The sequence below is a fragment of the Micromonospora sp. WMMA1363 genome, assembly GCF_030345795.1.
In the GTDB taxonomy this organism is placed as follows: Bacteria; Actinomycetota; Actinomycetes; order Mycobacteriales; family Micromonosporaceae; genus Micromonospora.
Genome location: NZ_JAUALB010000001.1, coordinates 255,089 through 280,436, shown reverse-complemented (window position 1 = coordinate 280,436; position 25,348 = coordinate 255,089). Strand labels below are relative to the sequence as shown.

21 protein-coding genes and 1 riboswitch are annotated in these 25,348 nt (G+C 70.8%); of the genes, 10 read left to right on the top strand and 11 right to left on the bottom strand.

The features are described 5' to 3' along the window. Positions 1-2: 2 nt before the first annotated feature. Positions 3-1,622 carry a glycosyltransferase family 4 protein gene (locus QTQ03_RS01335; protein WP_502889677.1) on the bottom strand — a complete coding sequence of 540 codons (1,620 nt, stop codon included), beginning with the start codon at positions 1,620-1,622 and terminating at the stop codon, positions 3-5. Positions 1,623-1,986: 364 nt separating this feature from the next. On the opposite strand from QTQ03_RS01335, the gene wecB reads away from it, so the two are divergent. Both wecB and QTQ03_RS01325 read left to right on the top strand, forming a co-directional pair. Further along, positions 1,987-3,075, top strand: coding sequence for a non-hydrolyzing UDP-N-acetylglucosamine 2-epimerase (gene wecB, locus QTQ03_RS01330; protein WP_289276325.1), 1,089 nt, complete (start codon positions 1,987-1,989; stop codon positions 3,073-3,075). 821 nt (positions 3,076-3,896) lie between these two features. Continuing rightward, a complete protein-coding gene (locus QTQ03_RS01325; protein WP_289280623.1) occupies positions 3,897-5,039 on the top strand; it encodes an IS701 family transposase in 1,143 nt (380 codons plus the stop codon). Positions 5,040-5,210: 171 nt separating this feature from the next. On the opposite strand, the gene QTQ03_RS01320 is transcribed toward QTQ03_RS01325, so the two are convergent. The 4 genes from QTQ03_RS01320 to QTQ03_RS01305 all read right to left on the bottom strand — a co-directional run bounded on the left by QTQ03_RS01320 (position 5,211) and on the right by QTQ03_RS01305 (position 10,781). Then, positions 5,211-7,817 (bottom strand): glycosyltransferase, encoded by a 2,607-nt coding sequence (locus QTQ03_RS01320; protein ID WP_289276324.1) that lies wholly within the window; start codon positions 7,815-7,817, stop codon positions 5,211-5,213. Positions 7,818-7,904: 87 nt separating this feature from the next. After that, positions 7,905-8,951 (bottom strand): Gfo/Idh/MocA family protein, encoded by a 1,047-nt coding sequence (locus QTQ03_RS01315; protein WP_289276323.1) that lies wholly within the window; start codon positions 8,949-8,951, stop codon positions 7,905-7,907. Continuing rightward, positions 8,948-10,057 (bottom strand): DegT/DnrJ/EryC1/StrS family aminotransferase, encoded by a 1,110-nt coding sequence (locus QTQ03_RS01310; protein ID WP_289276322.1) that lies wholly within the window; start codon positions 10,055-10,057, stop codon positions 8,948-8,950. The genes QTQ03_RS01315 and QTQ03_RS01310 overlap by 4 nt, the downstream gene beginning before the upstream one ends. Positions 10,058-10,145: 88 nt before the next feature. Next, positions 10,146-10,781 (bottom strand): TetR/AcrR family transcriptional regulator, encoded by a 636-nt coding sequence (locus QTQ03_RS01305; RefSeq protein WP_289280622.1) that lies wholly within the window; start codon positions 10,779-10,781, stop codon positions 10,146-10,148. A gap of 191 nt (positions 10,782-10,972) precedes the next feature. Between QTQ03_RS01305 and QTQ03_RS01300 the strand changes: the two genes are divergently transcribed. The 3 genes from QTQ03_RS01300 to QTQ03_RS01290 all read left to right on the top strand — a co-directional run bounded on the left by QTQ03_RS01300 (position 10,973) and on the right by QTQ03_RS01290 (position 12,903). Then, positions 10,973-11,869, top strand: coding sequence for an ABC transporter permease (locus QTQ03_RS01300; RefSeq protein WP_289276321.1), 897 nt, complete (start codon positions 10,973-10,975; stop codon positions 11,867-11,869). Further along, positions 11,826-12,680, top strand: a complete 855-nt coding sequence (locus tag QTQ03_RS01295; protein WP_289276320.1) for an ABC transporter ATP-binding protein — start codon at positions 11,826-11,828, stop codon at positions 12,678-12,680. Before QTQ03_RS01300 ends, QTQ03_RS01295 begins: the two co-directional genes overlap by 44 nt. Positions 12,681-12,777: 97 nt before the next feature. Beyond that, positions 12,778-12,903, top strand: coding sequence for a hypothetical protein (locus QTQ03_RS01290; protein WP_289276319.1), 126 nt, complete (start codon positions 12,778-12,780; stop codon positions 12,901-12,903). A gap of 226 nt (positions 12,904-13,129) precedes the next feature. On the opposite strand, the gene QTQ03_RS01285 is transcribed toward QTQ03_RS01290, so the two are convergent. The 4 genes from QTQ03_RS01285 to QTQ03_RS01270 form a co-directional block, all read right to left on the bottom strand. Then, positions 13,130-13,954 carry a C39 family peptidase gene (locus tag QTQ03_RS01285; RefSeq protein ID WP_289276318.1) on the bottom strand — a complete coding sequence of 275 codons (825 nt, stop codon included), beginning with the start codon at positions 13,952-13,954 and terminating at the stop codon, positions 13,130-13,132. Between the two features lie 196 nt (positions 13,955-14,150). Further along, positions 14,151-14,284, bottom strand: a riboswitch (cyclic di-AMP (ydaO/yuaA leader). A gap of 266 nt (positions 14,285-14,550) precedes the next feature. Then, positions 14,551-15,315 (bottom strand): hypothetical protein, encoded by a 765-nt coding sequence (locus QTQ03_RS01280; RefSeq protein WP_289276317.1) that lies wholly within the window; start codon positions 15,313-15,315, stop codon positions 14,551-14,553. A gap of 178 nt (positions 15,316-15,493) precedes the next feature. Beyond that, positions 15,494-15,988, bottom strand: coding sequence for a hypothetical protein (locus QTQ03_RS01275; RefSeq protein ID WP_289276316.1), 495 nt, complete (start codon positions 15,986-15,988; stop codon positions 15,494-15,496). 9 nt (positions 15,989-15,997) lie between these two features. Continuing rightward, positions 15,998-17,263, bottom strand: a complete 1,266-nt coding sequence (locus tag QTQ03_RS01270) for an acyltransferase family protein (protein ID WP_289276315.1) — start codon at positions 17,261-17,263, stop codon at positions 15,998-16,000. Between the two features lie 118 nt (positions 17,264-17,381). Between QTQ03_RS01270 and QTQ03_RS01265 the strand changes: the two genes are divergently transcribed. Beyond that, positions 17,382-18,038, top strand: a complete 657-nt coding sequence (locus tag QTQ03_RS01265; protein ID WP_289276314.1) for an alpha-ketoglutarate-dependent dioxygenase AlkB — start codon at positions 17,382-17,384, stop codon at positions 18,036-18,038. 77 nt (positions 18,039-18,115) lie between these two features. Here the strand turns inward: QTQ03_RS01265 and QTQ03_RS01260 are convergent, their stop codons facing one another. Beyond that, entirely contained in the window at positions 18,116-20,599 is a 2,484-nt protein-coding gene (locus QTQ03_RS01260) for a DNA gyrase/topoisomerase IV subunit A (RefSeq protein WP_289276313.1), read from the bottom strand. A 38-nt stretch (positions 20,600-20,637) separates the two neighbouring features. After that, positions 20,638-22,695 (bottom strand): DNA gyrase/topoisomerase IV subunit B, encoded by a 2,058-nt coding sequence (locus QTQ03_RS01255; protein WP_289276312.1) that lies wholly within the window; start codon positions 22,693-22,695, stop codon positions 20,638-20,640. A gap of 213 nt (positions 22,696-22,908) precedes the next feature. Here QTQ03_RS01255 and QTQ03_RS01250 point away from each other — a divergent pair, with 213 nt between their 5' ends. The 4 genes from QTQ03_RS01250 to QTQ03_RS01235 all read left to right on the top strand — a co-directional run bounded on the left by QTQ03_RS01250 (position 22,909) and on the right by QTQ03_RS01235 (position 25,281). Continuing rightward, complete coding sequence (locus tag QTQ03_RS01250) at positions 22,909-23,094, top strand: hypothetical protein (RefSeq protein ID WP_289276311.1); 186 nt, start codon at positions 22,909-22,911, stop codon at positions 23,092-23,094. Between the two features lie 22 nt (positions 23,095-23,116). Further along, a complete protein-coding gene (locus QTQ03_RS01245) occupies positions 23,117-23,974 on the top strand; it encodes an alpha/beta hydrolase family protein (RefSeq protein WP_289276310.1) in 858 nt (285 codons plus the stop codon). 204 nt (positions 23,975-24,178) lie between these two features. Continuing rightward, positions 24,179-24,805 (top strand): hypothetical protein, encoded by a 627-nt coding sequence (locus QTQ03_RS01240; RefSeq protein ID WP_289276309.1) that lies wholly within the window; start codon positions 24,179-24,181, stop codon positions 24,803-24,805. A gap of 113 nt (positions 24,806-24,918) precedes the next feature. Further along, positions 24,919-25,281: a hypothetical protein gene (locus QTQ03_RS01235; RefSeq protein WP_289276308.1), complete on the top strand. Its 363-nt coding sequence runs from the start codon at positions 24,919-24,921 to the stop codon at positions 25,279-25,281. Positions 25,282-25,348 lie beyond the last annotated feature (67 nt).

The window sequence follows — 25,348 nt, the reverse complement described above, 5'->3', positions numbered from 1 at the left end:
GATCACGCACCGACTTCCAGCATGAGGCTCTCGTTCTCTCGCGCCACGGTCGGCGCCTTTTCCGGCGCCAATCGGCGGTAGACCTCATCGAGGACCTTCGCCTGCGTCTCCCAGGTCCACTCCTCCAGCAGGCTCGGCCGGTCGTAGGCCGCCCGGTAACGCGCTGGATCGGCGAGCACCGCACGGACCGCCCGGACGTAGTCGTCCACGTCCTTGGCCCGGAACACCTCACCCTGGCCCGTGGTCCGTACCATCTCGGCCATCGTCTTCACGTCGCTGACCACGATCGGCAGCCGAGCGTGCGAATACTCGAAGAACTTGTTGCTCAGCGCGATCTCGTGGTTGGGCAGGTGGTGCAGGGGACTCACCGCAGCGTCGGCGGCCGAGAGGAACCGCGCGACCTGATTGTGTGCGACGTACGGCAGGACGTGCACCCGCCCGGCGACGCCCAACTCCGCAGCTCGGGCAAGCAGCTTGTCGATGAACGGCGTGGAGGGGCGACCCGGCGGCAGCGACACCAGGGCGATGTGCACCCCGGGCAGCTGGGGCAGCCCGTCGACCATGACGTCCACCCCCCGGACCGGAGCGATGCCACCCGAGTAGGCGAGCAGCGGAGTGTCCGCGCCAATGCCACAGCGCGTGCGAAGGTCCAGGAACTCGCGGCTGTCGGCGTCGTCGGCTCCGCTGACGCTGGGAGCGTTCATGACCACCGCAGGTCGCTCGGACAGCGAGTGTTGCTGCCGGAGCAGCTCGGCCAGCGCCTCGGACACAGTGACAACCGCATCGGCGAACGGAGCGTACTCCCGCTCGTGGGCGCACTGCGCCCGCAGCCACGAGCCCTTGGCCAGCGCCGGGTTGAGGCCAGGGAGGAACTCGTGGGCGTCCCAGACGAGATTGACGTCACGGCCGGCGGCACGCGCCCGGATCGTGGCACGGGCGCCCACCCCGAGCATCTTGTAATCGTTCGCGTGGATCAGGTCAGGGCGCAGCTCGTCGATGACCGGTCCGTAGGCCAACTCGTAGTCCCACAGCCCCGGTTCCAGCCGCCGCCACGCACCGTCACCCTTGACCGCCTCCCAGAACCATGTCGACACGCGGGACAACGGGCCCATGCTGTTGCGTCGGGCGTTCTGTCCCTGCGTCAACTGCCAGAAGCGAAACGAAACCCATTTCTGTGTGATACGGGCCGCAGCGCGTTCGGCGCGCAGCATCCGCTGCTGCAGCCGTAGACGCTGATCGTTCCCGCCCGCTGCGGCGGCCAGGCGAAGCTGGTCGGCACGCACGCGCAGATCCGCCCGCCACGCCTTCATCTGTTGCTGCCGGTATGAAGCGACACCGTTCGGGGGATAGGCCAGCAGGCCCCGCTGCCACACCCGGCGCAGTTCCCGCCGACGCTTCGCCATGGGAGCCACCATCGGCACCAACCGCACCTCGGCCTGCCCGAGCTCCCAGCTCTCCGGCTGACCAGCCCGGCCGCGGCCGAGCAGAATGACGTCCCATCCCGCCTCCGCCGCTGACCAGGCCGCCTTTTGCACGCGAGAGTCGCCCTTGACCGCGTTGTCAACCAGCATCACCACCCGGCCCCGCCCACCGTGTGAGCCAACAGCTTCGTCACCGCTCATGACGGCAGACCTCCCTCTCACCCAGGCCCCTCTGCACCGGAAACCCCGGCGAGTGTACGGCAGCGCCGGCGAATCGCCAGGAGCCCGCATCTGGCCACGGAACCGGTGGTGCGGGTGAGTCGAACGGTCGCCGCACGCAACGGATGATCCAACGCTAGCCCTCCCCCGGTCGAACCGGCTGCCAGCCCTCCGATGCCCGCCCATACCGGGCGGGAGCCACCGCCGGAAGGGACCAAGGTGACGTATCGTGGTCCCGCTGAGCCTCGTGATGGCCCAATAGTCCCTCGCCGTCCAGGCGTTCTCCCAACCGCCCATAAGGGCGATTACCATTCGTCCAGCGTCCGAAAGTGCAGGAGTCAGAGCTGTGAAGGTAGTCAGCGTCGTCGGAGCACGTCCACAGTTGGTCAAACTGGCGCCGATCGCGGCCGCCTTCGCCCAGACCGATCATGAACACGTCATCGTGCACACCGGCCAGCACTATGACGCCAATCTCTCCGACGTGTTCTTCTCCGGCCTGGGGATTCCCGCCCCGGACGTCCACCTGGGCATCGGCTCGGGATCACACGGCGCGCAGACCGGCGGGGTGCTCGCCGCCATCGACCCGGTCCTCGCCGAGGGTGCCCCCGACTGGGTGCTCGTCTACGGCGACACCAACTCGACCCTCGCCGGCGCCCTGTCCGCAGTGAAGCAGCACATCAGGGTGGCCCACCTGGAGGCGGGGCTGCGGTCGTTCAACCGCCGGATGCCCGAGGAACACAACCGGGTTCTGACCGATCACTGCGCCGACCTGCTGTTGGCCCCCACCGAGGAGGCCGTGCGCCACCTCGCCGCCGAAGGGCTGGCCGAACGCACGGTGCTGGCAGGGGACGTGATGGTCGACGTGTGTCTGCGGATCCGCGACGCCGTACTGAGCGGGCAGCACCCCCGGCCCGCCCTCCCGGAAGGCATCGACCCGGACGCCCCTTACCTGCTCGCGACGCTGCACCGGGCGGAGAACACCGACGACCCGGTGCGACTGGCCGCACTGCTGGCGGCGCTGGCGGAGCTGCCTGTGCCGGTCGCCCTGCTGGCGCACCCGCGGCTACTCGCCCGCGCCGACCACTTCGGTCTTAAGGTCGGCCAAGGTGCGGTGCACGTCGGGCAACCACTGGGCTACACGGGCCTGATCGCGGCCGTGCTCGGCTCGGTCGGCGTGGTGACCGACTCGGGCGGCCTGCAGAAGGAGGCCTACCTGCTGGGCCGGGCGTGCACGACTCTGCGCTCGGAAACCGAATGGGTAGAGACCCTCGCATACGGTTGGAACCGTCTGGTGCCGGACCCGGCTGCGCTCGGCTCGGCCCAGTGGGTCGCCACGGCCACCCGCACCGCGCCGGAGGCCGATCGGGGCACCCCCTACGGCGACGGTCACGCGGCGGAGCGAGTCGTACGGATCCTCGCCGAACACCTCGGCTGACACGTCCGCCCTGCCACCTCACCACCCGGCTCGATTCGTCACGAAGCCGAGGCGCTGTGGGCCAGGTCTGGCACGTCGGACCGGCCCACAGCGACCATCCCGAAGACAGCCGCCTTACCGACAACAGCCGGGATGCGTAGTGGTGCCCGGCGGCCCAACGTCTCGAGGGGACAGACGCGTGTGGACATAGCTCTCTCCAGTGACGTCGCCGTGGTGACGCCCTGGCACCCAAGCCGCCACCGCCCATTCCTCACCGCGGAGTTCGTCGCCGTCGAGACCGACCCGGCCTCTCTCGCCGACGGGTTCCGTCGGCTTCGTGCTCGGTTCGCCGTCGTCTCGCCCTGGACCTGGCCCGGCATGCGTTGTCCGCTACGGCTACGACGCCGTGGCCATGGCGCATCACCGCGCCTGGTCCGCCGACCCGGACGCCGTGGCAGCCACTGCAGCGCACGGAACGGCCAGTACCACAACCGGGAGAACCGTTTTCCGCGCACTCGGTGGCGACCGGCAACGCGGGGCCACGCAGGAGTCAACCGGCACCGACTGCTGCGGCGTATCGTCCCCGCGAAGACCGCGTTCGACGTAGTGTGATCCGCGGTCCGTACTCAATACTCGTAGCCGCCCACCGGCGGTCGACGGCGGGCGGATCACCTACGATCGCGACACGCCGCTCGGCTGACTGACCCGACCACCGATGCCGTGCCACCGCCGATCTGGTGGCACCGGCATGCGGCTCGGGTCAGGCACCGCCCTAGTACTGCAACGGCGGGTCGTAGCTTCGGGTGCTGATCATTCGTTGGTTGGTTGTGGTGGATGCGCGGGTGGTCGGGCCGTGGGATGCCGGGTTGGAGGAGTTGTTCTTCCGGTTCGCGCATCGGTTTGAGCGGGTGGAGCCGCGGCGGCGGGCATGGGCGTATGTGCGGGGGCTACTGGCACCGTTGGAGCGGCGTAACGGCTGGACCCTCGCGGAGCAGGCTGGGCATGTGTCGCCGGACGGGTTGCAGGGCATGCTGTGCAGCGCGGCGTGGGATCGGGACGCGGTCCGCGATGACGTGCGCGATTACGTGGTGGACCAGATCGGCGATGCGGCCGGGGTGCTCATCGCTGACGAGACGGGGTTCGTCAAGAAGGGCCGTGCGTCGGCGGGGGTCCAACGGCAGTATTCGGGTACGGCGGGCAAGACCGAGAACTGCCAGATCGGCACGTTCCTGTGCTACGCCACGCCGCGGGGTCGGGCGTTGATCGATCGGGAGTTGTACCTGCCGAAGTCGTGGACCGGTGATCGGGACCGGTGCCGGCGCTCGGCGATCCCGGACGCCGTCGGGTTCGCGACCAAGCCGCAGCAGGCGCAGGCCATGCTGGAGCGGGCGGTCACCGCGGGGGTGCCGTTTTCGTGGTTCACGGCCGATGAGGCCTACGGGCAGAACCCTGGCCTGCGGGGCTGGTTGGAGGATCGGGACATCGCGTACGTGATGGCCACCCGACGCGACGATCGGGTGCCCTCCGGGCTGCACACCACCACCGGTGTCGACGAGCTGATCGGCAGGGTGCGTGCGGGCGCGTGGCAACGACTGTCGTGTGGTGACGGCGCGCACGGGCCGCGCCGCTACGACTGGGCTCGGCTGCCGATCCGCCGCACCTTTGCCCACGGCCGCCGCGGCTGGGTCCTGGCCCGACGCTCGATCACGGATCCCGGCGACATCGCCTACTACGTCTGCTTCGGCCCCCGCGGCACCCGACTACGCGACCTGGTGCGGGTCGCCGGTAGCCGTTGGTCGGTGGAGGAATCGTTCCAGACCGCGAAGAACGAGGTCGGCCTGGACCAGTACCAGGTCCGCCGCTACGACGCCTGGTACGCCCACATCACCCTCGCGATGGCCGCCGCCGCGTTCCTCGTCGTCACCCGCGCCCTCGAAGCCGCAAAGGGGGCACCACCGCAAACGAGCGCAGCCAGATCCCGCTGAGCAGCAACGAAATCCGCCGCCTGTTCGCCCACCTCGTCCTGACCACCCGCCGTCGAGCCGACCACATCCTGCGCTGGTCCGACTTCCGCCGTCGCCGCCAGGAACAAGCCCGAGCCGCCCACTACCGCAAACGACTCAAACCGCCATAAGTCACGACCCGCCGTTGCAGTACTAGCTCAGGAAGTCGGCGAAGGCGCTGGCCGTCCGGCGACCGTCGTGTACCTCGCGGGCATACACGACTGACTCCGCACCGATCTTGACCGCCCGGTCACGGTCGTCGATCAGAGACCCGATCGCCTCCCGCAGGGTGCCGGGTGTGGCGCTAACGATCGGCGGATTCGCACCAAGGCGTAGGTGCATGCTCTCGTCGACGTACGCAACGACCGGCCGGCCAGCAGCCATGGCCTCCACGGCGAACGTGCCGTAGGCGCCCGTGGCGAACTGGTCGAGGACGATGTCCGCGGACTTCACCAGATCCCGAACCTCGGACCACGTTGTGTTCTCGATCAGCCGCAGCTCGATCGCACCCCGCTCATGTAGTTCGGAGAGGACCGGCAGGATCCGGTCCGTGCCCTTGGTCCACCGGCTGGACGGCGCGTGCAGCACGACCGGCCGGCGACGCTCCATCACCGGCTCGTCGCTCGCCCACGCGTGCACGTCGACCACCTGGGGTACCCAGGTGGCGCCGGGGAGATCCGCCAACAGGTCCGGTGTGGTGACGAAGAGCGGCAGCTCGGTCTCCTTTGCGATCCGGTGGTTGCGCTCCACCCGTGCCGTCAACCGCTCCACGGTCCCCTCAGGGGAGTCGCGAAAGAGCGAGAACTCGTGTCGCTCCAGGTGCCGCAGCGGGTGGCGGACCTCGCTGCCGTGCGCCAGAACGGCCACCTTGATCTTGCTTCGCCGAAGGGCGGGCAGGTCACCCTGGATGCTGTCCCCGTTGAGAAAACCGAACACGGGCATGAAGGCGTCGACGATGAGGTGGGTGTATCGCCCGATCACCCGCTCGACCTGCTCGACCTGCACCGCAAGCTCCCCCAGCCGGTCGACGTCCAGATAAACGTCGGCCGGGTACTGCAAGGTGGACGTCCCTCGGCGCATCACCACCTCCGCCGAGACGTCCGAATTGCTTCGGCAGATCGCCTGCGCGAACGCCGCCGCCTGCCCGGCATAGTTGGCAGGTCCGAGGCCCAACCGAACCCGGGTCTGCCCCAGCGGCCGCCACCTGTCCAACGGCGGGCTGTCCGCCATCTTCTCCGGCGGGGCGGCGTGCTCGTCAACGGTCCAGGGGACCTCGACGGACGGTGTCACGGGAGCCAGCGCAGTCACCTCGCGGTAGAGGGCCATCAGGCCGGCGCTCTGCTCCTCCCAGGAGAGTTCCCGCAGGATCGGTTCCGTGATCCGGGCCGCCAGCTCGGCACGCCGAGCCGTCGCCCGCTCGACGGCCGCGACGAATGTCGCCGAGTCGTCGGCGCGGAACGACTCCCCCACACCGTGCCGCGACACGTACTCCCCGAGCGTCTTGACGTCGCTGGCGACGACCGGCAGCCCAGCGTGCAGGTACTCGGCGAGCTTGGTCGGCAGGGAGAGCTCATAGTTGAGCGTGCGCTTCGAACAGATCAACCCAAGGTCGGCCGAGGACAGGTAGTCCGGAACTGCGTGCTGCGGAACGTACGGCACGACGTGGATCCGCTCCCGTACCCCGAGTTCCTCGGCGCGGGCCAGCAGGGACTCCAGTTCCGTGCTGGTACGGCCGGAGACGATCGCGAGGTGATGTCCGGGAAGCTGCGGCAACGCGTTCACCGCCGTACCGAGGCCCCGCTCCGCCGACAGCCACCCCGAGTAGACCAGGAGCGGAATCTCCGGAGCGAGCCCGCAGGCCACCCGGACCGACGGCGGAGCAACGGAGGCGCCCACCGACTCGCGGATCGGCGTGTTGCGTACGACCAGCGGAAGCTCCGACAGCCGGTAGTCCTGCCGCAGCCTCTCCGCGATCTCCGGCGAGACCGTCACCACGGCATCGGCCCGGCGGATGAACGTCCGCTCCACGGCGGGGAACGCGCTGTCCATGGCGGGCTTGGGCCAGTCGACGCCGGGCACGTACTCGTGGGCGTCGTAGATCCACGACACACGCTCGCCGCGAGCCCGCATCCGGGCGACGCTGAGCGCCGCCGTGTTGATCATCGTGACGTCGTTGGCGTGGATCAAATCTGGCTTCAGCGCCTCAAGCACCGGCCCGACAGCCAGGTCGAGATCCAGCAGGTGCGGCCAGTCCCGACGCCAGTCACCGCTCGGCCTTCCCTTCTCCCGCTGCGCCTGCTCCCAGCCGAACGCACGCTCGCGGAGGCGGTGGGTGGCGCGGCCGAACCGCACCGCCGCGCCCAACGCCCGCCTCGGGGGCAACGCCAGCATCCGCCGCACGCCCGACTGATCCTGCTCACCACGGAGCCAACCCATCTGGGCGGTGACCTGCCGGACCCAGGCCTGGTGCGCGGCGCGCCGCCGAGCCAGCCCCTGCTTGTCCGCGATCCCGAACTGGGTGATCTTGCGGCGGAGCCGGTGCGGCGCGAACTCCTGCCGCATGTGGGTCCGGACCGGGACCCGGACCACGTCGATCGGCCCCATCTTCGTCCGCTTCACGCGATCCCCGCCCACGCCGATCAGGGTGACGTCCCACCCGTCCCGGGCCGCGGCGATGGCGATTTTCTGCACCCGGGAGTCGCCGGTGATCCCGTTGGCGACGATCACCGCGAGCTTGGGTTGACGAACGGCCGGTGTCATTCTGGCAGATCCTCCGGGAGAGATAGAGCTGACGCTGATGCCGGCCGCGCTGTGCGCCACCGCCGGGAGGCCCGCGGACGGCCGGGGCTAGACCCGTGCCTGTTCCGGGCTCGGTGCGCTGCTGGCACCCCCACGCCGGGTCGCGACGTCGATCGTGCTGCCGTCGCCCGCCGATGCGAGCAACGCGGAGGCGACCTGCACGGTGCGCAGGCCCTGTCGGAGGGTGACGATGTCACTCTCCTTACCCTCCACCGCGTCCCGGAACCGCTCGTGCTCGACCAGCAGCGGCTCACGCTTCGGGATGGCGTAACGGACCATGTCGCCCTCGGCTACGCCGCGGAACGCCCGCAGTGCCTCCCACTCGGTGTCGATAGCCGCGTTGGCGTAGAAGGTCAGGTCAGCGGTGAGCGTGTCGGCGACAAAGCAGCCCTTGTCACCGGTGATGACCGTGGACCGCTCCTTGAGTGGGCTCAGCCAGTTCACCAGGTGGTTGACCATCGTGCCGTCGGCGAGCTGCCCTACGACCGCGACCATGTCCTCGTGCAACCGACCACTGCGGGACACGGTGCGAGCCGCGACCGAGATGTATTCCTGACCGGTAACCCACGCGGTCAGGTCAATGTCGTGGGTGGCGAGGTCCATGACCACGCCGACGTCGGCGATCCGGTGCGGGAACGGGCCCTGCCGGCGAGTCACCACCTGGAACACCTCGCCCAGCTCGCCCGCCTCAAGCCGGGTGCGGAGATTCTGGAGGGCCGGGTTGTACCGCTCGATATGGCCGACGCCGGCCACCAGACCGGCAGCCTCGAACGCCTCGACCAGCCGAGTAGCCGCCTCGACCGACTGGGCGAGCGGCTTCTCGATCAGCGCGGACACCCCGTTCGCCGCCAACTCCAGGCCGACCTGCTCATGCAGGGCGGTCGGGCAGGCCACCACGGCGTAGTCGAGGCCGAGCTTGATCAGGTCGCCCAGCTCGGGGACAACCGGGGCGCGCAGCACGCCGGTCGGGTCGCCCGCCGGGTCGACGATGCCGACCAACTCCACGCCGTCGAGACCGGAAAGGACGCGGGCGTGGTTGCGGCCCATCGCGCCGAGGCCGATCAGGCCGGCCCGTAGCTTGCGACGCTCGTTCATCGGGCACCTCCGGCCAGGTTCGCGCCGTCGGCGATCCGCTCCAGGTCGGCCTGAGTCAGCGACGGGTGCACCGGCAGTGAGACCACCTCGGCGGCGGCGCGCTCGGTCTCCGGCAGCTCCCACGGGCCGGGCGTCCCGTCCTCGGCCAGGTACGGCGTGAGCCGGTGAATCGGGGTCGGGTAGTAGACGGCGTTGCCGATACCCAACTCGGTCAGGCGCTTCTGGGCTGCGTCCCGGTGACCGCTGACCCGGACGGTGTACTGGTGGTAGACATGCACCGCGCCGTCGGCGACCGACGGGGTCGTCATGCCGGTGATGTTGGAGTCGAGGAACTTGGCGTTCGCCTGGCGCTGCGCCGTCCACTCCGGCAGCTGGCGCAGCTGCACCCGGCCGATCGCCGCCGCCACGTCGGTCATCCTCATGTTCGCGCCGACGATCTCGTTGGCGTACCGCTGCTCCATGCCCTGGTTCCGCAGCAGCCGCAGGGTCCGCGCAAGCCCGGCGTCGGCAGTGCTGATCATACCGCCCTCGAGTGAGTGCATGTTCTTGGTCGGGTAGAAACTGAAGCAGCCGGCCGTGCCGAAAGAGCCCACCGGTTGGCCGTTCAGGCTCGCGCCGTGCGCCTGGGCCGCGTCCTCGACCACGGCGAGGCCGTGCCTCTCGGCCACTTTCATGATCTTGTCCATCGCGGCGGGGTGCCCGTAGAGGTGCACCGGCATGATCGCGACGGTGCGCGGGGTGACTGCGGCCGCCACCGCTTCCGGGTCGAGGCAGAAGGTACCCGGCTCGATGTCGACGAAGACCGGCTCGGCACCGACGAGCCGGATGGCGTTCGCGCTCGCGGCGAAGGAGAACGACGGCACGATGATCTCGTCACCCGGGCCGAAGCCCAGCGCCATCAGAGTGAGCTGCAGCGCCGAGGTGCCGGAGTTCACCGCGACGCAGTGCCGGCCCGAGACCAGCTCGCCGAACTCCTCCTCGAACGCCTTGACCTCGGGCCCCTGCACGACAAGGCCACTGCGCAGCACCCGGACGGCCGCTTCGATTTCAGCCTCGCCGATCACCGGCTTCGCTGGTGGAATGAAATCTCCGGTCAGCCCAGCCATGGGCTTCCTCCTGTCGACAGGGAGTCCGTTCGGGACGCGATGCTAACGGGTTCAGATATGCCCAGGGTGGGCGGTAGCGGATCAACCTTCATGACCCACCGGGATCGGCGCTGGTGACCACGCCGGACATCTCGGTGTCCGGCTCGTCACGAACGGATCGTTGAGATGCTACCTCCAGCGCCGCCGCGACTGCAGTGGCCAGTCGCGGCAAGTCCGCCGCCTCCAGCGGCGTACGGGAGACCGCGAGCCGCCAGTAGAGCGGACCGACGATCAGGTCGACGGCGATGTCGAGGTCGGTGCCCGGGGCGAGCTCACCGCGGGCGATGGCCCGGCCGACCACCTGGCCGCCGATGTCGCGCTGGTTGGCCCGCAGCACCTGCTGGAGCGCCTGGGCGATCTGCGGGTTACGAGCGGCCTCGGCGAGCAGGTCGGGGACGATCTGAACGGCCAGCGGGTGCCCCAACGCCCGGGTCATGATCAGGAAAACCATCTCCAGGTCGCCGCGGAGGGCGCCGGTGTCCGGCAGGGGGAACCGCCGACCGGCGGCGGCTGAGACCACCTCCACGACGAGGTCCAGCTTCGAACTCCACCGGCGGTAGATGGCCGTCTTGCCAACCCCGGCCCGCCGGGCGACCGCCTCGATGGAGAGCCGGCCGTATCCGACCGCGGCTAGTTCCTCCATGACGGCACCACGGATGGCCGTGGTGATCTCGCCACGGAGCACGGCCGCACCCGCCGGAGCGCGCCTCTTCTCGGTCGTCACGTGAGACAACGTACCGCAGCGACGGTACGGTTGCGTCCCGACGTGTTTTCGACTACGTTCCACGCCAGCGACGGCGCTTGGCACCCTTGGGCGACCACGCTCTCCGCCGTCGATCACTCTCTCCACGCCACGAAGATCGGAGCGCCCAAACCATGGCCAAGACGGCGGTGGCCGACGCCGACTCAGGACTGACCGGGGCGGAGCTAGCCGCTCGGTACGGCCTGACCGTCGCCGGCGAGAGGCCCACGCTGACCGCGTACACGCGGCGACTGTGGGCCTACCGGCACTTCATCACGGCGTACGCGAACGCCAAGGTGACCGCCTCGTTCGGCCAGGCCCGGCTGGGTCAGCTGTGGCAGGTCCTGACACCGCTGACCAACGCCGCAGTCTACTACCTGATCTTCGGCGTAATTCTGAACACGGATCGAAACATCCCCAACTTCATCGCCTACCTCTGCGTCGGCCTGTTCGTCTTCAGCTTCACCTCGAGCGTGGCGATGGGCGGCACCTCGGCTATCACCGGGAACCTCAACCTGATCCGGGCGCTGCACTTCCCCCGGGCGGCCCTGCCCTTCGCGATCACCGCGACCCAGTTCCGGCACCTGCTCTCCGCGATGGCGGTGCTCGTCGTCATCGTCCTGGTCACCGGCGAGCCGATCACCATGGAGTGGCTGCTGGTGATACCGGCACTGATACTCCAGACGGTGTTCAGCGTCGGGCTGGCCCTGGCGCTGGCCCGGCTCGGCTCGAAGATGACCGACCTCAAGCAGGTCATGCCCTTCGTCATGCGGACCTGGATGTACGGGTCGGGGGTGCTCTACAGCGTCAAGGCCTTCGCCGACAACCTGCCGGCGGCTGCCGCCACCCTGATCCAGCTCAACCCGCTGTTGATCTATATCGAGCTGGTCCGGCACGCGCTTCTCGAGGGCGCCCCGCTGACCTCAAGCACGCCGCGACTCTGGCTGCTGGCGACCGCCTGGGCGGTGGTCGTCGGGGTGGCTGGTTATGTCTATTTTTGGCGAGGCGAGCAGGAGTACGGACGTGGCTGACCCCAACACTCTCCCGGCGAGCGCCACCACCACGACGCACGGCGAGCGGATTCCGACCGTCATCGTCGACGACGTGCACCTGGTCTACCGGGTTTACGGCGCTGGCACCGGCGTCGCCTCCTCCCCAGCCGCCGCGCTGAAGCGCATGGTTACCCGACAGAAGCAACGCCCCACCCTGCGCAAGGTCCATGCGGTAAAGGGCGTCAGCTTCACCGCCTACCGGGGCGAGGCGATCGGCGTGATCGGCAGTAACGGCTCTGGCAAGTCGACACTGCTGCGGGCGATCGCCGGGCTCATGCCGGCCAACCAGGGGGCGATCTACACCCAGGGCCAGCCCTCGCTGCTCGGGGTCAACGCCGCACTGCTTGGCGAGCTGACCGGTGAGCGCAACGCGGCGCTCGGCTGCCTGGCGATGGGCATGACCCCCGCGCAGGTCCGCACGGCCGTCCCGGAAATCCTGACCTTCTCCGGCATCAACGAACGCGGCGACTTCGCCTCCCTTCCGATGCGCACCTACTCCTCGGGCATGCAGGCCCGGTTGCGCTTCTCCATCTCCGCGGCCAAGCAGCACGAGGTGCTGCTGATCGACGAGGCCCTTGCCACCGGTGACTCGCGGTTCCGCCGGCGGAGCGAGCAGAAGATCCGTCAACTGCGCGCCAACGCCGGTACGGTCTTCCTGGTCAGCCACTCGATCAACTCGATCCGCGACACCTGCGACCGCTCCATCTGGCTGGAATCCGGGGAGATCCGGATGGACGGTCCCACCGACGAGGTGACCAAGGCGTACGAGGAGTACATGGCCAGCCGGTGACAGCGAGGACCTGCCCACCGGGGCCGGGCGCCCGGTACGCGCTGTATTCGGCCCCCACGGCCGTTAGGGAGAACTCGCCAGACGCTTTCGCCGACGAGTGGGCCACATTCGCCGTACGGTCAACTACGTCGCCGAACAGTTGGACGACGACCGGTTGGCAGGCACGGCGATCGCCCGTGTGCTCACCACCCGTACCGACATGAGGCGAGACGACGCGACCTGACCGGCGTGCGGGTGGCGCATCAGCGGGAAAAGCGAAAGCAACCAGGGTGGACTGCGTCGCGCTCCGCCACGGCCTGGCCTCCGGCCAGCGAGGTGGGCAGCGGCCGCGTCGTGAGCGGAGCGTCGCCTTGTCGCTGGGCATGCCGAGTCGCTGGGCACAATTGTGCTGCTCCCGAGAAGCTCTCAGCCGGCGGCGGGGGTCAAACGGTGGCGGGCGCGCCGGTGTCTCAGGCGGAGTAGCCGCGGGTCGCGGCCCAGTTCGCCAGGGCGATCGTGGTCATCCAGTACGACCCGGCCGCCGGGTTCGCCGAGTCGGCGATCCGTGCCAGCCGCCCCTCGTCGTCGTACCCGACCACCGCGACGTAGTGACCGCCGGGGAACGAGTGCCAGCCGCCGTCGGTGTCGGTGGCGCTGCCGGCGACGTTCACCACGACGCCGCGGCCGTCGGCGACGGCGGCGACGATGTCGGACTGGAGCTGGTCCATCTGGGCCGGGGTGGCCGCACCGCCCGAGAACATCCGGGTCTGGTACGGGTCGCCCTCGACCATGGCGTTGAGCACCCGGGTGGTGTCCTCGGCCGAGTCGGTGCCGAACTGGTCGGTCCCCAACGGGCCGGCCAGCTGATCCTGGGTCCGCTCGACGCCGGTGGCGCTCAGGGCGTTACGGACCGCGGCCGGACCGCAGTAGTAGAAGTTGGTCTGCGCCTGGTAGTCGTACTCCAGGAGCTTGGACGTCGGCGGCTCCGGCTTCTGGTCTAGGTCCGGGTCCGCAGCTGTCTCGACCGGCGCACTCGACGGGGCGGCACTCGACGGGGCAGCACTCGACGGGGCAGCCGCCACGGTGCTGGCCGACCCGACGGCTTCGCTGCCCAGCTCCGCCGTTGACGCCGGAGTCTGCCCCACAGCGGGAGATTCGTCGGCGCCGGCGGCCAAGGCGCCGGAACCGGTCGCCAGCACGAGCGCGGCGGCGGACGCGGCGGCCACCTGGTAGGGCCGCTCGGTGACGATGCGACGGAGCTGTCGCCTGAGGTGGTGCTTCACGGGATCCTCCACGGAGTGTCAGGCTGGTGGCGCACCGAGCCGACCGCGCGGACCGGGTCCGGCGGCGGGGGCCACGAGAGAAGGCGCCCGGCGGGACCGAGCGAGGCGGTGGGTCAGCGCCCGGCGGTGAGCCGGACGGGCGCGGGCACCGCGATGCCGTGGAGGCGGCGGTGGAACCGGGAGATGCGGTCGTGCTGCACGAGGATCGAACTCCTTCCGACACCGCCGACCGGGTTAGCTGACGGATTCGGGCGGGAAGTACGCCCTACCGCGGAATCGCGGATTCACCCCAGGTGCAATGGGTCCCCGGCTCGTCATTCGACGATTGAGCGGGTCCGTGCGGCGTCGCCTCTTGCGATCGGGTACCGCACCGGACGCGCCGACACTACTGGCCGGTCAACGACCTGCCAACCGGCGTTGAGCTGCTTAAACATCGATCATGCAGCAATTTTGCGGGCACTTATGCACTGGCGCAGTTCAATGGGACGAGGGGCCGTAACGGCACGGCAGGTCGACAAGCGGACGAGCGGTGGCCGATCGCCGGGAACCGCCCGCGAAAGTCGGCCGAAATGCGACCACTGACCGGTTCGACACCAAGGTGACCGGCGTCACTGAAATAGTGTCAGTCCGCCCCGCGCCGGGCGCCAGCGAGCGGCGAGCACCGGGCCTCGCGCGGAAGCCGCCCGGGCTCGCACCGACGGCACCGGAGACAGTCGCTTCCTGGCGGCGTACGCCTCGGCGTGGAGCGCGCGGGCCGCCTCCGCGGCCACCTCGGCGTCCCGCCAGGCCGCCCGTTCCCGCGCGGTCGCGGCCCGGTAAGCGGCCAGCTTGCCGTTCCGCACCGCCCGCGTCAAGACGATCTCCTGCTCCGCCGGGTGCAGGCGCGGGTTCCAGCCATCCCGGTGGCCGAACACGTCGCCGAGCTGCCGCGCGGACAGGTCTCCTCGCCAGTGGGCGGCCACCACCGCCTGGTGCAGCCAGCGCTCCCGTGCCGCGTACTCGGCGGGCGTGCGGGGCGTACGCGGGGTGTGCAGAGCCGCGGCGGCGACGAACCGGCGGGCGGCGACCTCCGCCTCGTCGTACGCCTGCCAGGCCTGGTCGGCCTCCTCCTGCGCCGTGAGCCAGGCCTCCCGCCGACGCCGCGCCGTCCGGATCGCGCCGGTTGCCGCCACCGCCACCTCCTCGGCGTACCGGCGCAGGTCGGCGGCTTCGTCCGCCAGCGGCGGGTCGGCGGGCCGATCCCGCTCGGGCCGATCCGGCTCGGGCCGGGCGGCGATGACGGTGAGCGTGGTCAGGGCGAGGACGAGTAGCGCGGACCAGATGGCACTCGCCCGGGGAACGTCGGTGAGGAACTCGTGGAGGACGTTGTTCATGTCGGCAACCTCGACGGAAGACTGGGGCACCGCAGGAGACCGACACCGTGTGGGCACGGGAGTCGGGGCTACGGCGGCGTGCGGGCAGGTACGGGGACGGCGCGGAGAGCTGGCGGGCCGGCGCCGGGAGCGCTGCCGGTCGGCGAGGAAGCGCCGGTCCGGCCGGTCGGCGGGATGCTCAGTCCAGCGGCGGGGCCCGCGAGCCCGCCGTGGCGGGCAACTGCCCGGCCACCGGGCTGTCCCCCGGACCCGCCAGCGGCCGTCCCGCGCTGCCGTGGCGCACCCCGGCACCCGGCGGCACCGCCACGGCAGACCCGACGGCGTCCACCGCCGTCCGCGTGGTGGACGCGGCAACGACAGCGCCCCGGTGGGCCGGCGCGGCGTCCGTCACCACCCCGACCGACACCGTGTCGGCCCGGGGGTCCGGCGCGGCGGCGTCCGGCGTTCCTTGACCGGGTAGCGCACCGCAGTCGGCGCCAACCAGGTTCGGAAGCACCCGGAGCGCCGGTCCGGCGGCCGGCCCGGCCGCGTGGGCGGGAACAAGGGCCGGCCCGGCCGCGTGGGCGGGAGCGACGCCGACGGTGAGGCCGGCGGTCAGCGCCAGACCGGCGAGCAGCCGGGAGGCCCAGCGCGCCACCCACCACAACGGACAGGTGAGCGCGACCGGAAGCACAGTTATACGCTACCGCCGGGGGCGTTCCACCGCATCCGTCCGAGGCATGTCGGGGTCCCGACCACTCGACGATCCGACATGGACCAGCGCAGCCTCGGCCGCCCGCGGGTGTTCCGGCGTGGCGGCCCACGGGGACGGCGCGGTCCCGGCGGGCAACGCCGTCCGTCGCGGCGCACGGGGAGGTCCGAGGCGCCGCGTCATCGGCGTCTCCACATAGCGGTGCAGCAGCGCCGCGAGTGCCAGGTTCACCAGCAACAAGCCCACCACCGCGACCGGCCCCCACCAGCCGGGCACACCAACACCGTGGTGACCGGTCAGCCGGAGAACGGTCACCATGACCAGGACGTGCACCACGTAGAAGGCGAACGAGACCTCACCGAGCCAGACCATCGGGCGGGTACGCCACGGAGTCCGCAGGCCACGGACATCCGCGTCCGCGGCGGCCACGATCACCAGGACGTACGCCACCGACAGCGACGCCGCCCACAGCTCGGCCCGGATCCAGTTGCCAGCCACCACCCAGGTCACGAGGAAGAGGACGCTGGCCGAGCCGAGCCCAGGGCCGCGCCACCGGCCCCGGCGCAGCAGCTCCGCGGCAGCCACGCCCAGCCAGAACTCCAGCGACCGCACCACCGGGAAGATCTGCGTGAACCACCACCGGTTCTCCTCCGGCACGAGGACCTGCGCCGGCCAGAGCGCGAGGATGAACAGCGGCACCGCGCCGATCACCGCCCACAGCCCACCGGTCGGTGCCCGGTGGATCAAGGGCAGCGCGAACGGTAGACAGGCGTAGAAGAACAGCTCGCAGGAGAGTGACCAGCTGACCGTGTTGACGCTGTAGAAGATGCCGGGGGTGGGATCCCAGGCCTGCACGAGAAGGAGGTTCTCCAGCGCGGCGCGGGGGTTCACCGGGTCGCCGAACCCGTACGCCACGAGCAGTGCCGCCACGAACATGACCAGGTGGTTCGGGTAGATCTTGGCCATCCGGCGACGCAGGAAGGTGCGCTTCGCCTCGCCCGGCCGGGCCGACCAGACCAGCACGAATCCACTGAGGATGAAGAAGAACTGCACGCCCGACAGGCCCAGCGTGAACGTCCGGTCGACGACCGTCTTGAGGTCTGGCTCGGCGACGATGCCCATCGTCCCGGCATGGAACCCGAAAACCAGCAGTGCCGCGATCCACCGCAGCCCGGTCAGCGACGGCAGCCGGCCGACGCGGGCGGGCGCGGCGTCCTCCACCGCGGATCCTGGCCGGTCGGCGGGGGGTACCAGCACGGGCATCTCCTTGTCGGGGTGGGCGGGCTCGACGGCCCGGTAGACACCGACCCGCGACGTTACCCGCCGGGCCGGCCGCCGCCGCGCCGCACCGGGTCACGAATCGTACACGTGTTCGATGGTGCGGTACGCTCGGGACGTGCCGGACACCGCCTATCAGCCCTCCATGCTGGATCTCGTCGAGGCCGACCCGACGCTCGAGCCGCTCGCGGGCGCAGCCACCCGGCACCAGCTCACCCGGGGCGCCTGGATCGACCACCTGCCCGGCTGGGTGCGCGGCTCCGACCAGGTGCTCGACACGCTCCGGCGGAACGTGCCGTGGCGGGCCGAACGCCGCACGATGTACGACGCTCAGGTCGCCGTGCCCCGCCTGCTCTGCTGGTACGCGGCCGGCCGGCCGCTGCCCCACCCGGTTCTCACCGCCGCCCGGACGGTGCTGACCCGGCACTACGCCACCGAGTTGGGCGAACCGTTCGTCAGCGCCGGCATGTGCCTCTACCGGGACGGGCGGGACAGCGTCGCCTGGCACGGCGACACCATCGGTCGCGGCGCGCACGCCGACACGATGGTCGCCATCGTGTCCTTCGGCTCACCCCGGGCGCTGCTGCTCCGACCCCGCGGCGGTGGCACCAGCCTCCGCTTTTCACTCGGCCACGGCGACCTCGTGGTGATGGGCGGTTCCTGCCAACGCACCTGGGAACACGCGATCCCCAAGACCGCCCGTCCGGTCGGCCCCCGGGTCAGCGTCCAGTTCCGTCCCGCGAACGTCGCCTGAGGTCCGCCCGCGGCGGTGGCGGCGGGTCGGCCCACGGGCCCGCAACCGGTTGGTCCGGGGCGCCGTCAGCGGACAGATCAGTCGCGTTCGACCTGGTGGCCCACCACCGCGGGCCCGAGCAGCACGGCGAAGCCGCTGCCGTCCCGGCGCGGATCCGCCGCGGGCAGCTCCACCGGCTCACCGTTGGCCGTCGAGCCCACCGGCCGAGGGCCGACCCAGGCGGCGACCACGTCGGTCTCGCCCTTGAGGAAACGTTGGACGCGCACTCCAGCGGTCGCCCTCCCCTTCGCCGGGTACGCCGCGAACGGCGTCACCTTCACCGTGGCACCGGTCGAGGTGACCACCATCGGCGCGCCGCGTGTCGGGTCGTCCGTGCGAACCGCGCCGAAGAACACCACCCGCGCCCCGGCCGTCAGGTTGACTCCGGCCATGCCGCCACCCCGAATCCCCTGTGGACGGACGAGCCCGGCCGGGAACCGCAGCAGCGACGCCTCGGAGGTGATGAACGCGACGCTCTCGGCACCGTCGGTGAGCCAGGTCGCCCCGACCACCTCGTCACCGTCCCGCAGGCTGATCACCTCGAACTCGTCGGAGCGCACCGGCCACTCCGGCGCGCACACCTTGACCACACCCTGCCGGGTTCCCAACGCGAGCCCGGGCGACCCCTCGGCAGTCGGCCCGAGCGGGGCCAGGCCGACCACGATCTCCCCCGGTTCCAGCGGCGCCAGCTCGGCGGCGGACATCCCCCCGCGCAGCGAGACGGTGCCGGACTGCTCGGGCAGCACCGGCAACGGCAGCACGTCCACCTTGATCGCGCGACCAGCGCTGGTGACCAGCAGGACCCGGCCGCGGGCCGTCGAGTGGACGACGGCGCGTACCGCGTCGTGCCGGACCCGGCCGCGCCGGCGGCGCCCCTCGGCTGCCTCCTCCGACTCAGCCGCGGTGCGCGCGACCAGGCCGGTCGCCGACAGGATCACCTGGCACGGGTCGTCGGCGACCTCCAGCGGGCCGGCCGGTACGGAGGCGGCCAGCACCTCCTTGAGGTCCCCGTCGACCAGTGTGGTGCGGCGCGGTGTCGCGAACTGCCTCACCACCGCGGCGAGCTCGCCGGAGACGACCTTCCGCAGCACCTTCGGGTCGTCCAGGATCCGGGACAGCTCGGCGATCTCGCCGCGCAGCTTCTCCTGCTCGGCCTCCAGCTCCAGCCGGTCGTACTTCGTCAGCCGGCGCAGCGGCGTGTCGAGGATGTACGTGGCCTGGACGTCGGACAGCTTGAACCGCTGCATCAGGCCGCTCTTCGCGGCCTGCGCGTCCTCACTGCCCCGGATCAGTCTGACCACCTTGTCGATGTCGAGCAACGCGATCAGCAGACCGTCGACCAGGTGCAGCCGCTCCTCGCGCTTGCGCTTCCGGTACGCGCTGCGCCGGGTCACCACCTCGTACCGGTGGGACAGGAAGACCTCCAGCAGTGCCTTCAACCCCAGCGTCTGCGGCTGCCCGTTTACCAGCACCAGATTGTTGACGCCGAACGACTGCTCCAGCGGGGTCAGCCGGTAGAGGTCGGCGAGCAGCGCCTGCGGATTGACCCCGACCTTGCATTCGACGACGAGCCGGGTGCCGTTCTCCCGGTCGGTCAGGTCCTTGACGTCGGCGATGCCGGTGAGCCGCTTGGTCTTCGTCACCTCGTTGGTGATGGCGGCGATGATCTTCTCCGCGCCGACGCCGTACGGCAGCTCGACCACGGTGATCGCCTGCCGGCCACGGCTGCCCTCCACCGGGCCGATCTCCACCTTGCCGCGCATCCGCACCACACCACGGCCGGACTCGTACGCCCGACGCACCTCGTCGAGGCCGAGCAGCAGCCCGCCGGTGGGCAGGTCGGGACCCGGCACGAACTCCATGAGCTTGTCCAGCGTGGCGTCCGGGTGGTTGATCAGCCAGCGGGCGGCGGAGACCACCTCGCCGAGGTTGTGCGGAATCATGTTGGTCGCCATCCCGACCGCGATCCCGGACGCGCCGTTGACCAGCAGGTTCGGGAAGGCGGCCGGCAGCACGGTGGGCTGGGTCAGTGAGCCGTCGTAGTTCGGCTCCAGGTCGACCGTGTCCTCACCGAGCTCGCCGACGAGCTGCATCGCCTCCCGGGACAGCCGGCACTCGGTGTAGCGCGCCGCCGCCGGTCCGTCGTCCGGGCTTCCGAAGTTTCCATGCCCGTCGATGAGGGGCGCGTTGAGCGAGAAGTCCTGCGCCAGGCGGACCAGCGCGTCGTAGATCGCCGCGTCGCTGTGCGGGTGGTACCGACCCATCACGTCACCGACGACACGGGCCGACTTGACGTGCGAACGGTCCGGCCGGAAGCCGGATTCGGCCATCGACCAGAGGATGCGGCGGTGCACCGGCTTGAGCCCGTCCCGCGCGTCCGGCAGCGCGCGGGAGTGGATGACCGAGAACGCGTACTCCAGGTAGGAGTCGGCAACCTCGGTGACCAGCGGGTTGTCGAAGACCCGCGCGCCGGCCTGGTCGAACGAGGAGAGGTCGACCTTCGTTTCCTTGCGGCGTGCCATCGTTCAGTGTCCTTGTCCGTGTTCGGCGGCCGGTGTGCTCATGCGTCGATCGCCTCGCGGTCGACGCGGTCGGCGGAGTTGATCAGCCAGTTCCGGCGGGGTTCGACCTTCTCCCCCATCAGCAGCTCCAGGATCCCCTCGGCCTCCTCGACGTCGTCGAGGGTGATCCGACGGACCGCCCGGGTAGCCGGGTTCATCGTGGTCTCCCACAGCTCGTCGGCGTCCATCTCGCCGAGGCCCTTGAACCGCGGGATCGGGGTGGCGACCTGCTTGCCGGCCTTCTCCAGGCGCTGGACCGTCGCCTCCATCTCCGCCTGGGTGTACGTGTAGACCGTCTGCGGGCTGCGCCCCCTCGTGGTGATCTTGTGCAGGGGCGGCATCGCCGCGTACAGCCGGCCGGCCTCGATCAACGGCCGCATGTAGCGGGCGAAGAGCGTGATCAGCAGCGTACGGATGTGCGCGCCGTCCACGTCGGCGTCGGCCATGATGAGCACCCGGCCGTACCGCATCGCGGACAGATCGAACGTCCGCCCGGATCCGGCGCCGAGCACCTGCACGATCGCGGCGCACTCGGCGTTGTCCAGCACCTGCTGGAGGTTCGCCTTCTGCACGTTGAGGATCTTGCCGCGGATCGGCAGCAGCGCCTGGTACTCCGAGGAACGGGCCATCCGGCTCGTCCCGAGAGCGCTGTCCCCCTCGACGATGAACAGCTCGCTGCGGTCGACTCCGGTGGAACGGCAGTCGACCAGCTTCGGCGGCATCGACGCGCCCTCCAGGGCGGTCTTGCGGCGCGCGGCGTCCTTCTGCTGTTTCTGCGTCAACCGGACCCGCGCCGCGTCGACGATCTTCTGCAGCACCGTCCGCGCCTCGGCCTTGGTCTTCCGGTCCTCCAACCAGCCTTTGAGATGCTGCTCGACGAGGCCCTGCAGCACCTTGGTGATACCGGCGGTGGACAGCTCGTCCTTGGTCTGGGAGGTGAACTGCGGCTCCGGGATCCGCACGTGCACCACCGCGGTCATCCCCTCGAGGATGTCGTCCAGTGTGGGCGGCTCCTCCTTGGCCCTGAGCAGGCCGCGGGCGTTGCGGACGGCGTCGACGAGCGCGCGGGTCAGGGCCCGCTCGAAGCCCTTGCGGTGGGTGCCGCCGTGCGCGTTGCGGATCGTGTTGGTGAAGCACTCCACGGTGCGGTCGTAGCCGGTGCCCCACCGGAAGGCCACCTCCACCTCGGCGCGCCGCTGCACGTTGGACTGCATGACGCCGTTGGCGTCGGCGGCGTTTTCCCGGTATGCCCCCTCACCGGTCACCAGCAGCGTGCCGGACACCGCGCGGTCCCCCGCCGGGGCGAGGAAATCCACCATGTCGGCCAGGCCGTTCGGGTAGTGAAACCGCTCCTCGACCGGCTCCGTCCCGGTGTGGTCGCGCAGCAGATACCGGACGCCGGGCACCAGGAAAGCGGTGTTGCGCACCTTCATCCGCACTGCCTCGGCGTCCAGCGACGCACCGGTCTCGAAATAGCGCGGGTCGTGCCAGTACCGGATCGAGGTGCCGGTTCGCTGGCCACGCTTCATCGCGCCGGACACCTGGAGCCCGGGGCCGGCGGTGAACCGGGCGTCCGGCCCGTCGCCGTCGAAGACGCCGGGAACACCGTGCCGGAAGGACATCGCGTGGACCTTGCCGCCCCGGCGAACCGTCACGTCGAACCGACGGGCGAGCGCGTTGACCGCTGAGGCGCCCACCCCGTGCAAGCCGCCCGACGTCTTGTAGCCCGACCCACCGAATTTGCCACCCGCGTGCAACCGGGTGAGCACCAGCTCGACGCCGGAGATGCCGGACTTCGCGTGCACGTCGGTGGGAATGCCCCGACCGTCGTCGTCGACCTGGACCGAGCCGTCCGCGTGCAACGTGACCTCGATCGTCGTCGCGTGGCCGGCGACGCCCTCGTCGGTGGAGTTGTCGAGGATCTCGTTGACGAGGTGGCCCACGCCACGACTGTCGGTCGAGCCGATGTACATGCCGGGACGCTTACGGACAGCGTCCAGCCCCTCAAGGTGCGTGAGGTCGTCGGCCCCATACAGGGTCTCAGGCTCTGCGGTCAACTGGTCGTACTCCCAGGTCTCGGCGGTGTGGTGCCGCCGGGTCTCGGCGGTGTGGTGCCGCCGGGTCTCGGCGGTGTGGTGCCGCGGACGGCGGGCATCGGCCGGAAGCGGCGCGCCGCAGCGAGCCTAGCGGGACGTCCTGACAATGCCCGACAGCCCCGCTCGACCCGCCACAACCGGCGCAACCGACCCGACGGCTGGCAGATTCCCCCCGTGACCCGGGCGACACCCCCTGCCGCCGGCCACCGCTTCGCGTCGGGCTCGGCACGCTGGTGGGGTCTCGCCCGGTACGCCTTGACCGCCGAGCTCCCCGGCACCGACCTGGTCTACCTGAACGTGCAGCGGGCGTTCGACGACGTCCGGGGTGACGCCGGTCACCCGCAGGTTACCCGCCAGTAGGAAAGGGTCGTAGATTGATTCCGTGAACGCGGAGTACCAACAGGAGTTCGTCGACGTCGAGGGGGCCCGCCTCGGCCTCCAGATCTACCCGGAACCGGAGGGCGTCGCCGACGCCCCGGTCGTGCTGATCTCGCCCGCCATGGGAGTCCCGGCGCGGTACTACCGGACGTTCGCCACGGCGCTGCGCGCCGCCGGGCTGGCCGTCGCGGTCGCCGACCTGCGGGGCACCGGTGCGAGCACGCCGCGGCCGAGCCGCGACTGCAGCTACGGCTACGCCGAGCTGGCCACCGACGTCGGTGTGGTGCTGGCGGCGCTCAAGGCCCGGCGGGACGGGCGGAGGACCGTCGTGCTCGGGCACTCTCTCGGCGGTCAGGCAGCGCTGCTGCACCTCGCCCTGCACGAGGGGCACGACGTCGACGGACTGGCCCTGGTCGCCGTGGGTTTGCCCTGGTGGCGCAGCTACCCTGGCGCGCGGCGGTACGGCGTCCTGCCATTCACGCAGGGGATCGCCGCCACCGCCCGACTGCTCGGCGTCTGGCCCGGTTGGGGCTTCGGCGGCCGGCAGGCACGCGGGGTCATCCACGACTGGGCGTACACCGCCCGCACCGGCCGGTTCCCGCAGTTGGACGGCGTCGACGCCGAAGCGGCCATCCGGGCGGTCCGCACCCCGGTCCTGGCGGTCAGCGTGGACGACGACCAGTACACACCGCACGAGACACTCGACCACCTCTGCGGCAAGCTGGTCACGGCTCCCGTCGCACGGGAGCGCTACACGGCGGCGCAGTCCGGAGCCCGGATGGACCACTTCACCTGGGTACGCGCGGCGAGCCCGCTGGCCGGCCGGGTGGCCCGGTTCGCCGCCCGGCTGCCGACGCACTGAGGCCGGCGTCGCGTTGCCGCCCGGCGCCCCGCCCGCCCGGGGGACGTCGCGCGATCCAATCCGGGCGGATCCCGGCGCCGGGTCTCCACGCCCGCGATCTGCGGCCGGATCCCCACTCCCGCGAGGTATCGGCAGATCAGTGCCGGGATTAGCGGCACGGGCGGCGGGTATGCCGCGGCGCCCGACATGGTGGAAGGGGAGCAGATGTCCGAACGGCACACCGCGCTGCGCTCGATGCACGATCTGGGCCTGGCGGCCTGGTTCGGGGGCTCCCTGATGGGCGCCTTCGGGGTCAACGGCAGCGCAGCACAGATCAGCGACTCGACCCAGCGGCTGCCCGCGGCGTCGGCGGGTTGGGCCAGGTGGACGCCGGTGAACGCGGCGGCAATCGGCGCCCACCTCGCCGGCGCGGTCGGCGAACTGGTGACCGAGAGCCCGCGGATGGCCGTCCAGGCGGGGGTGGGCAGGGCCAGTACGGTCAAGACCGCCCTGACGGTGAGCGCGCTCGCGGTGACGGGTTACAGCCGACTGCTCGGCATGCGGCTGGAGAAGGCAGGCAACCCGCCGGTCGACGGCACGACCGAGCCGAACCACTCCACGCCGTCGGACGTGGCGTCCTGTCAACGACAGATGAAGATGCTCCAGTGGGCGATCCCGGCCCTGACCGGGGCGCTGATCGTGGTCACCGCGTACATGGGCGAGCAGCAGAAGCCCGGACAGGTCCTACGGGGCATACTCGCGCGGGCCGGCTCGATGGGCACCGGCAAGAGCATGGGCAAGCGGGGAACGATGGGCGCCACCGGCCGACGGACGACGACGTCCGGCCACTGACGCCGGCGTCGTGCCCCACCGGCCCCGGCAGGGCGCGCCGGGTTGCGGAGAAGTGACGGCCGGGGCGGGCGAATCGAACCCGGTACCGCCGGAGGAGACCAGCGAGGTGGGCGATGACGGGTAGCAGTGGGCGCGGCGACGGGCGGCAGCCGGAGGCGGCCACGCCGTGGATCACCCGGGACGGCTTCGACGCGGATCCACCGTGGGGTGCCGGCGACGACGACCCGATGAACGAGGGCAGCGAGGAGAACGCCGTCCCGGAGGGGCGGCGGGGCGAGCGGCGCGCCGGTGAGCAGGCCGCGTCCTCCGGCCCCGCGGGCCGGCACGGGTTCGGGGCGGTGGAGCCGACGCGTACACCGGTGGCGGGGCCCGGTGCACCCCCGGACCCGGCACCGCCGCGCCGGCCGTTCCCGGACGACGCCGACATCGACGAGCGCGCCGAGGACGCGCTCCGCACGCGCGGCCGCCGGTCCTGACCGGCCGGCCGGACACCGTCGCCGGCCAACCGCCTGAACTGAACCCGGCCGTCCACGACTGGTGACC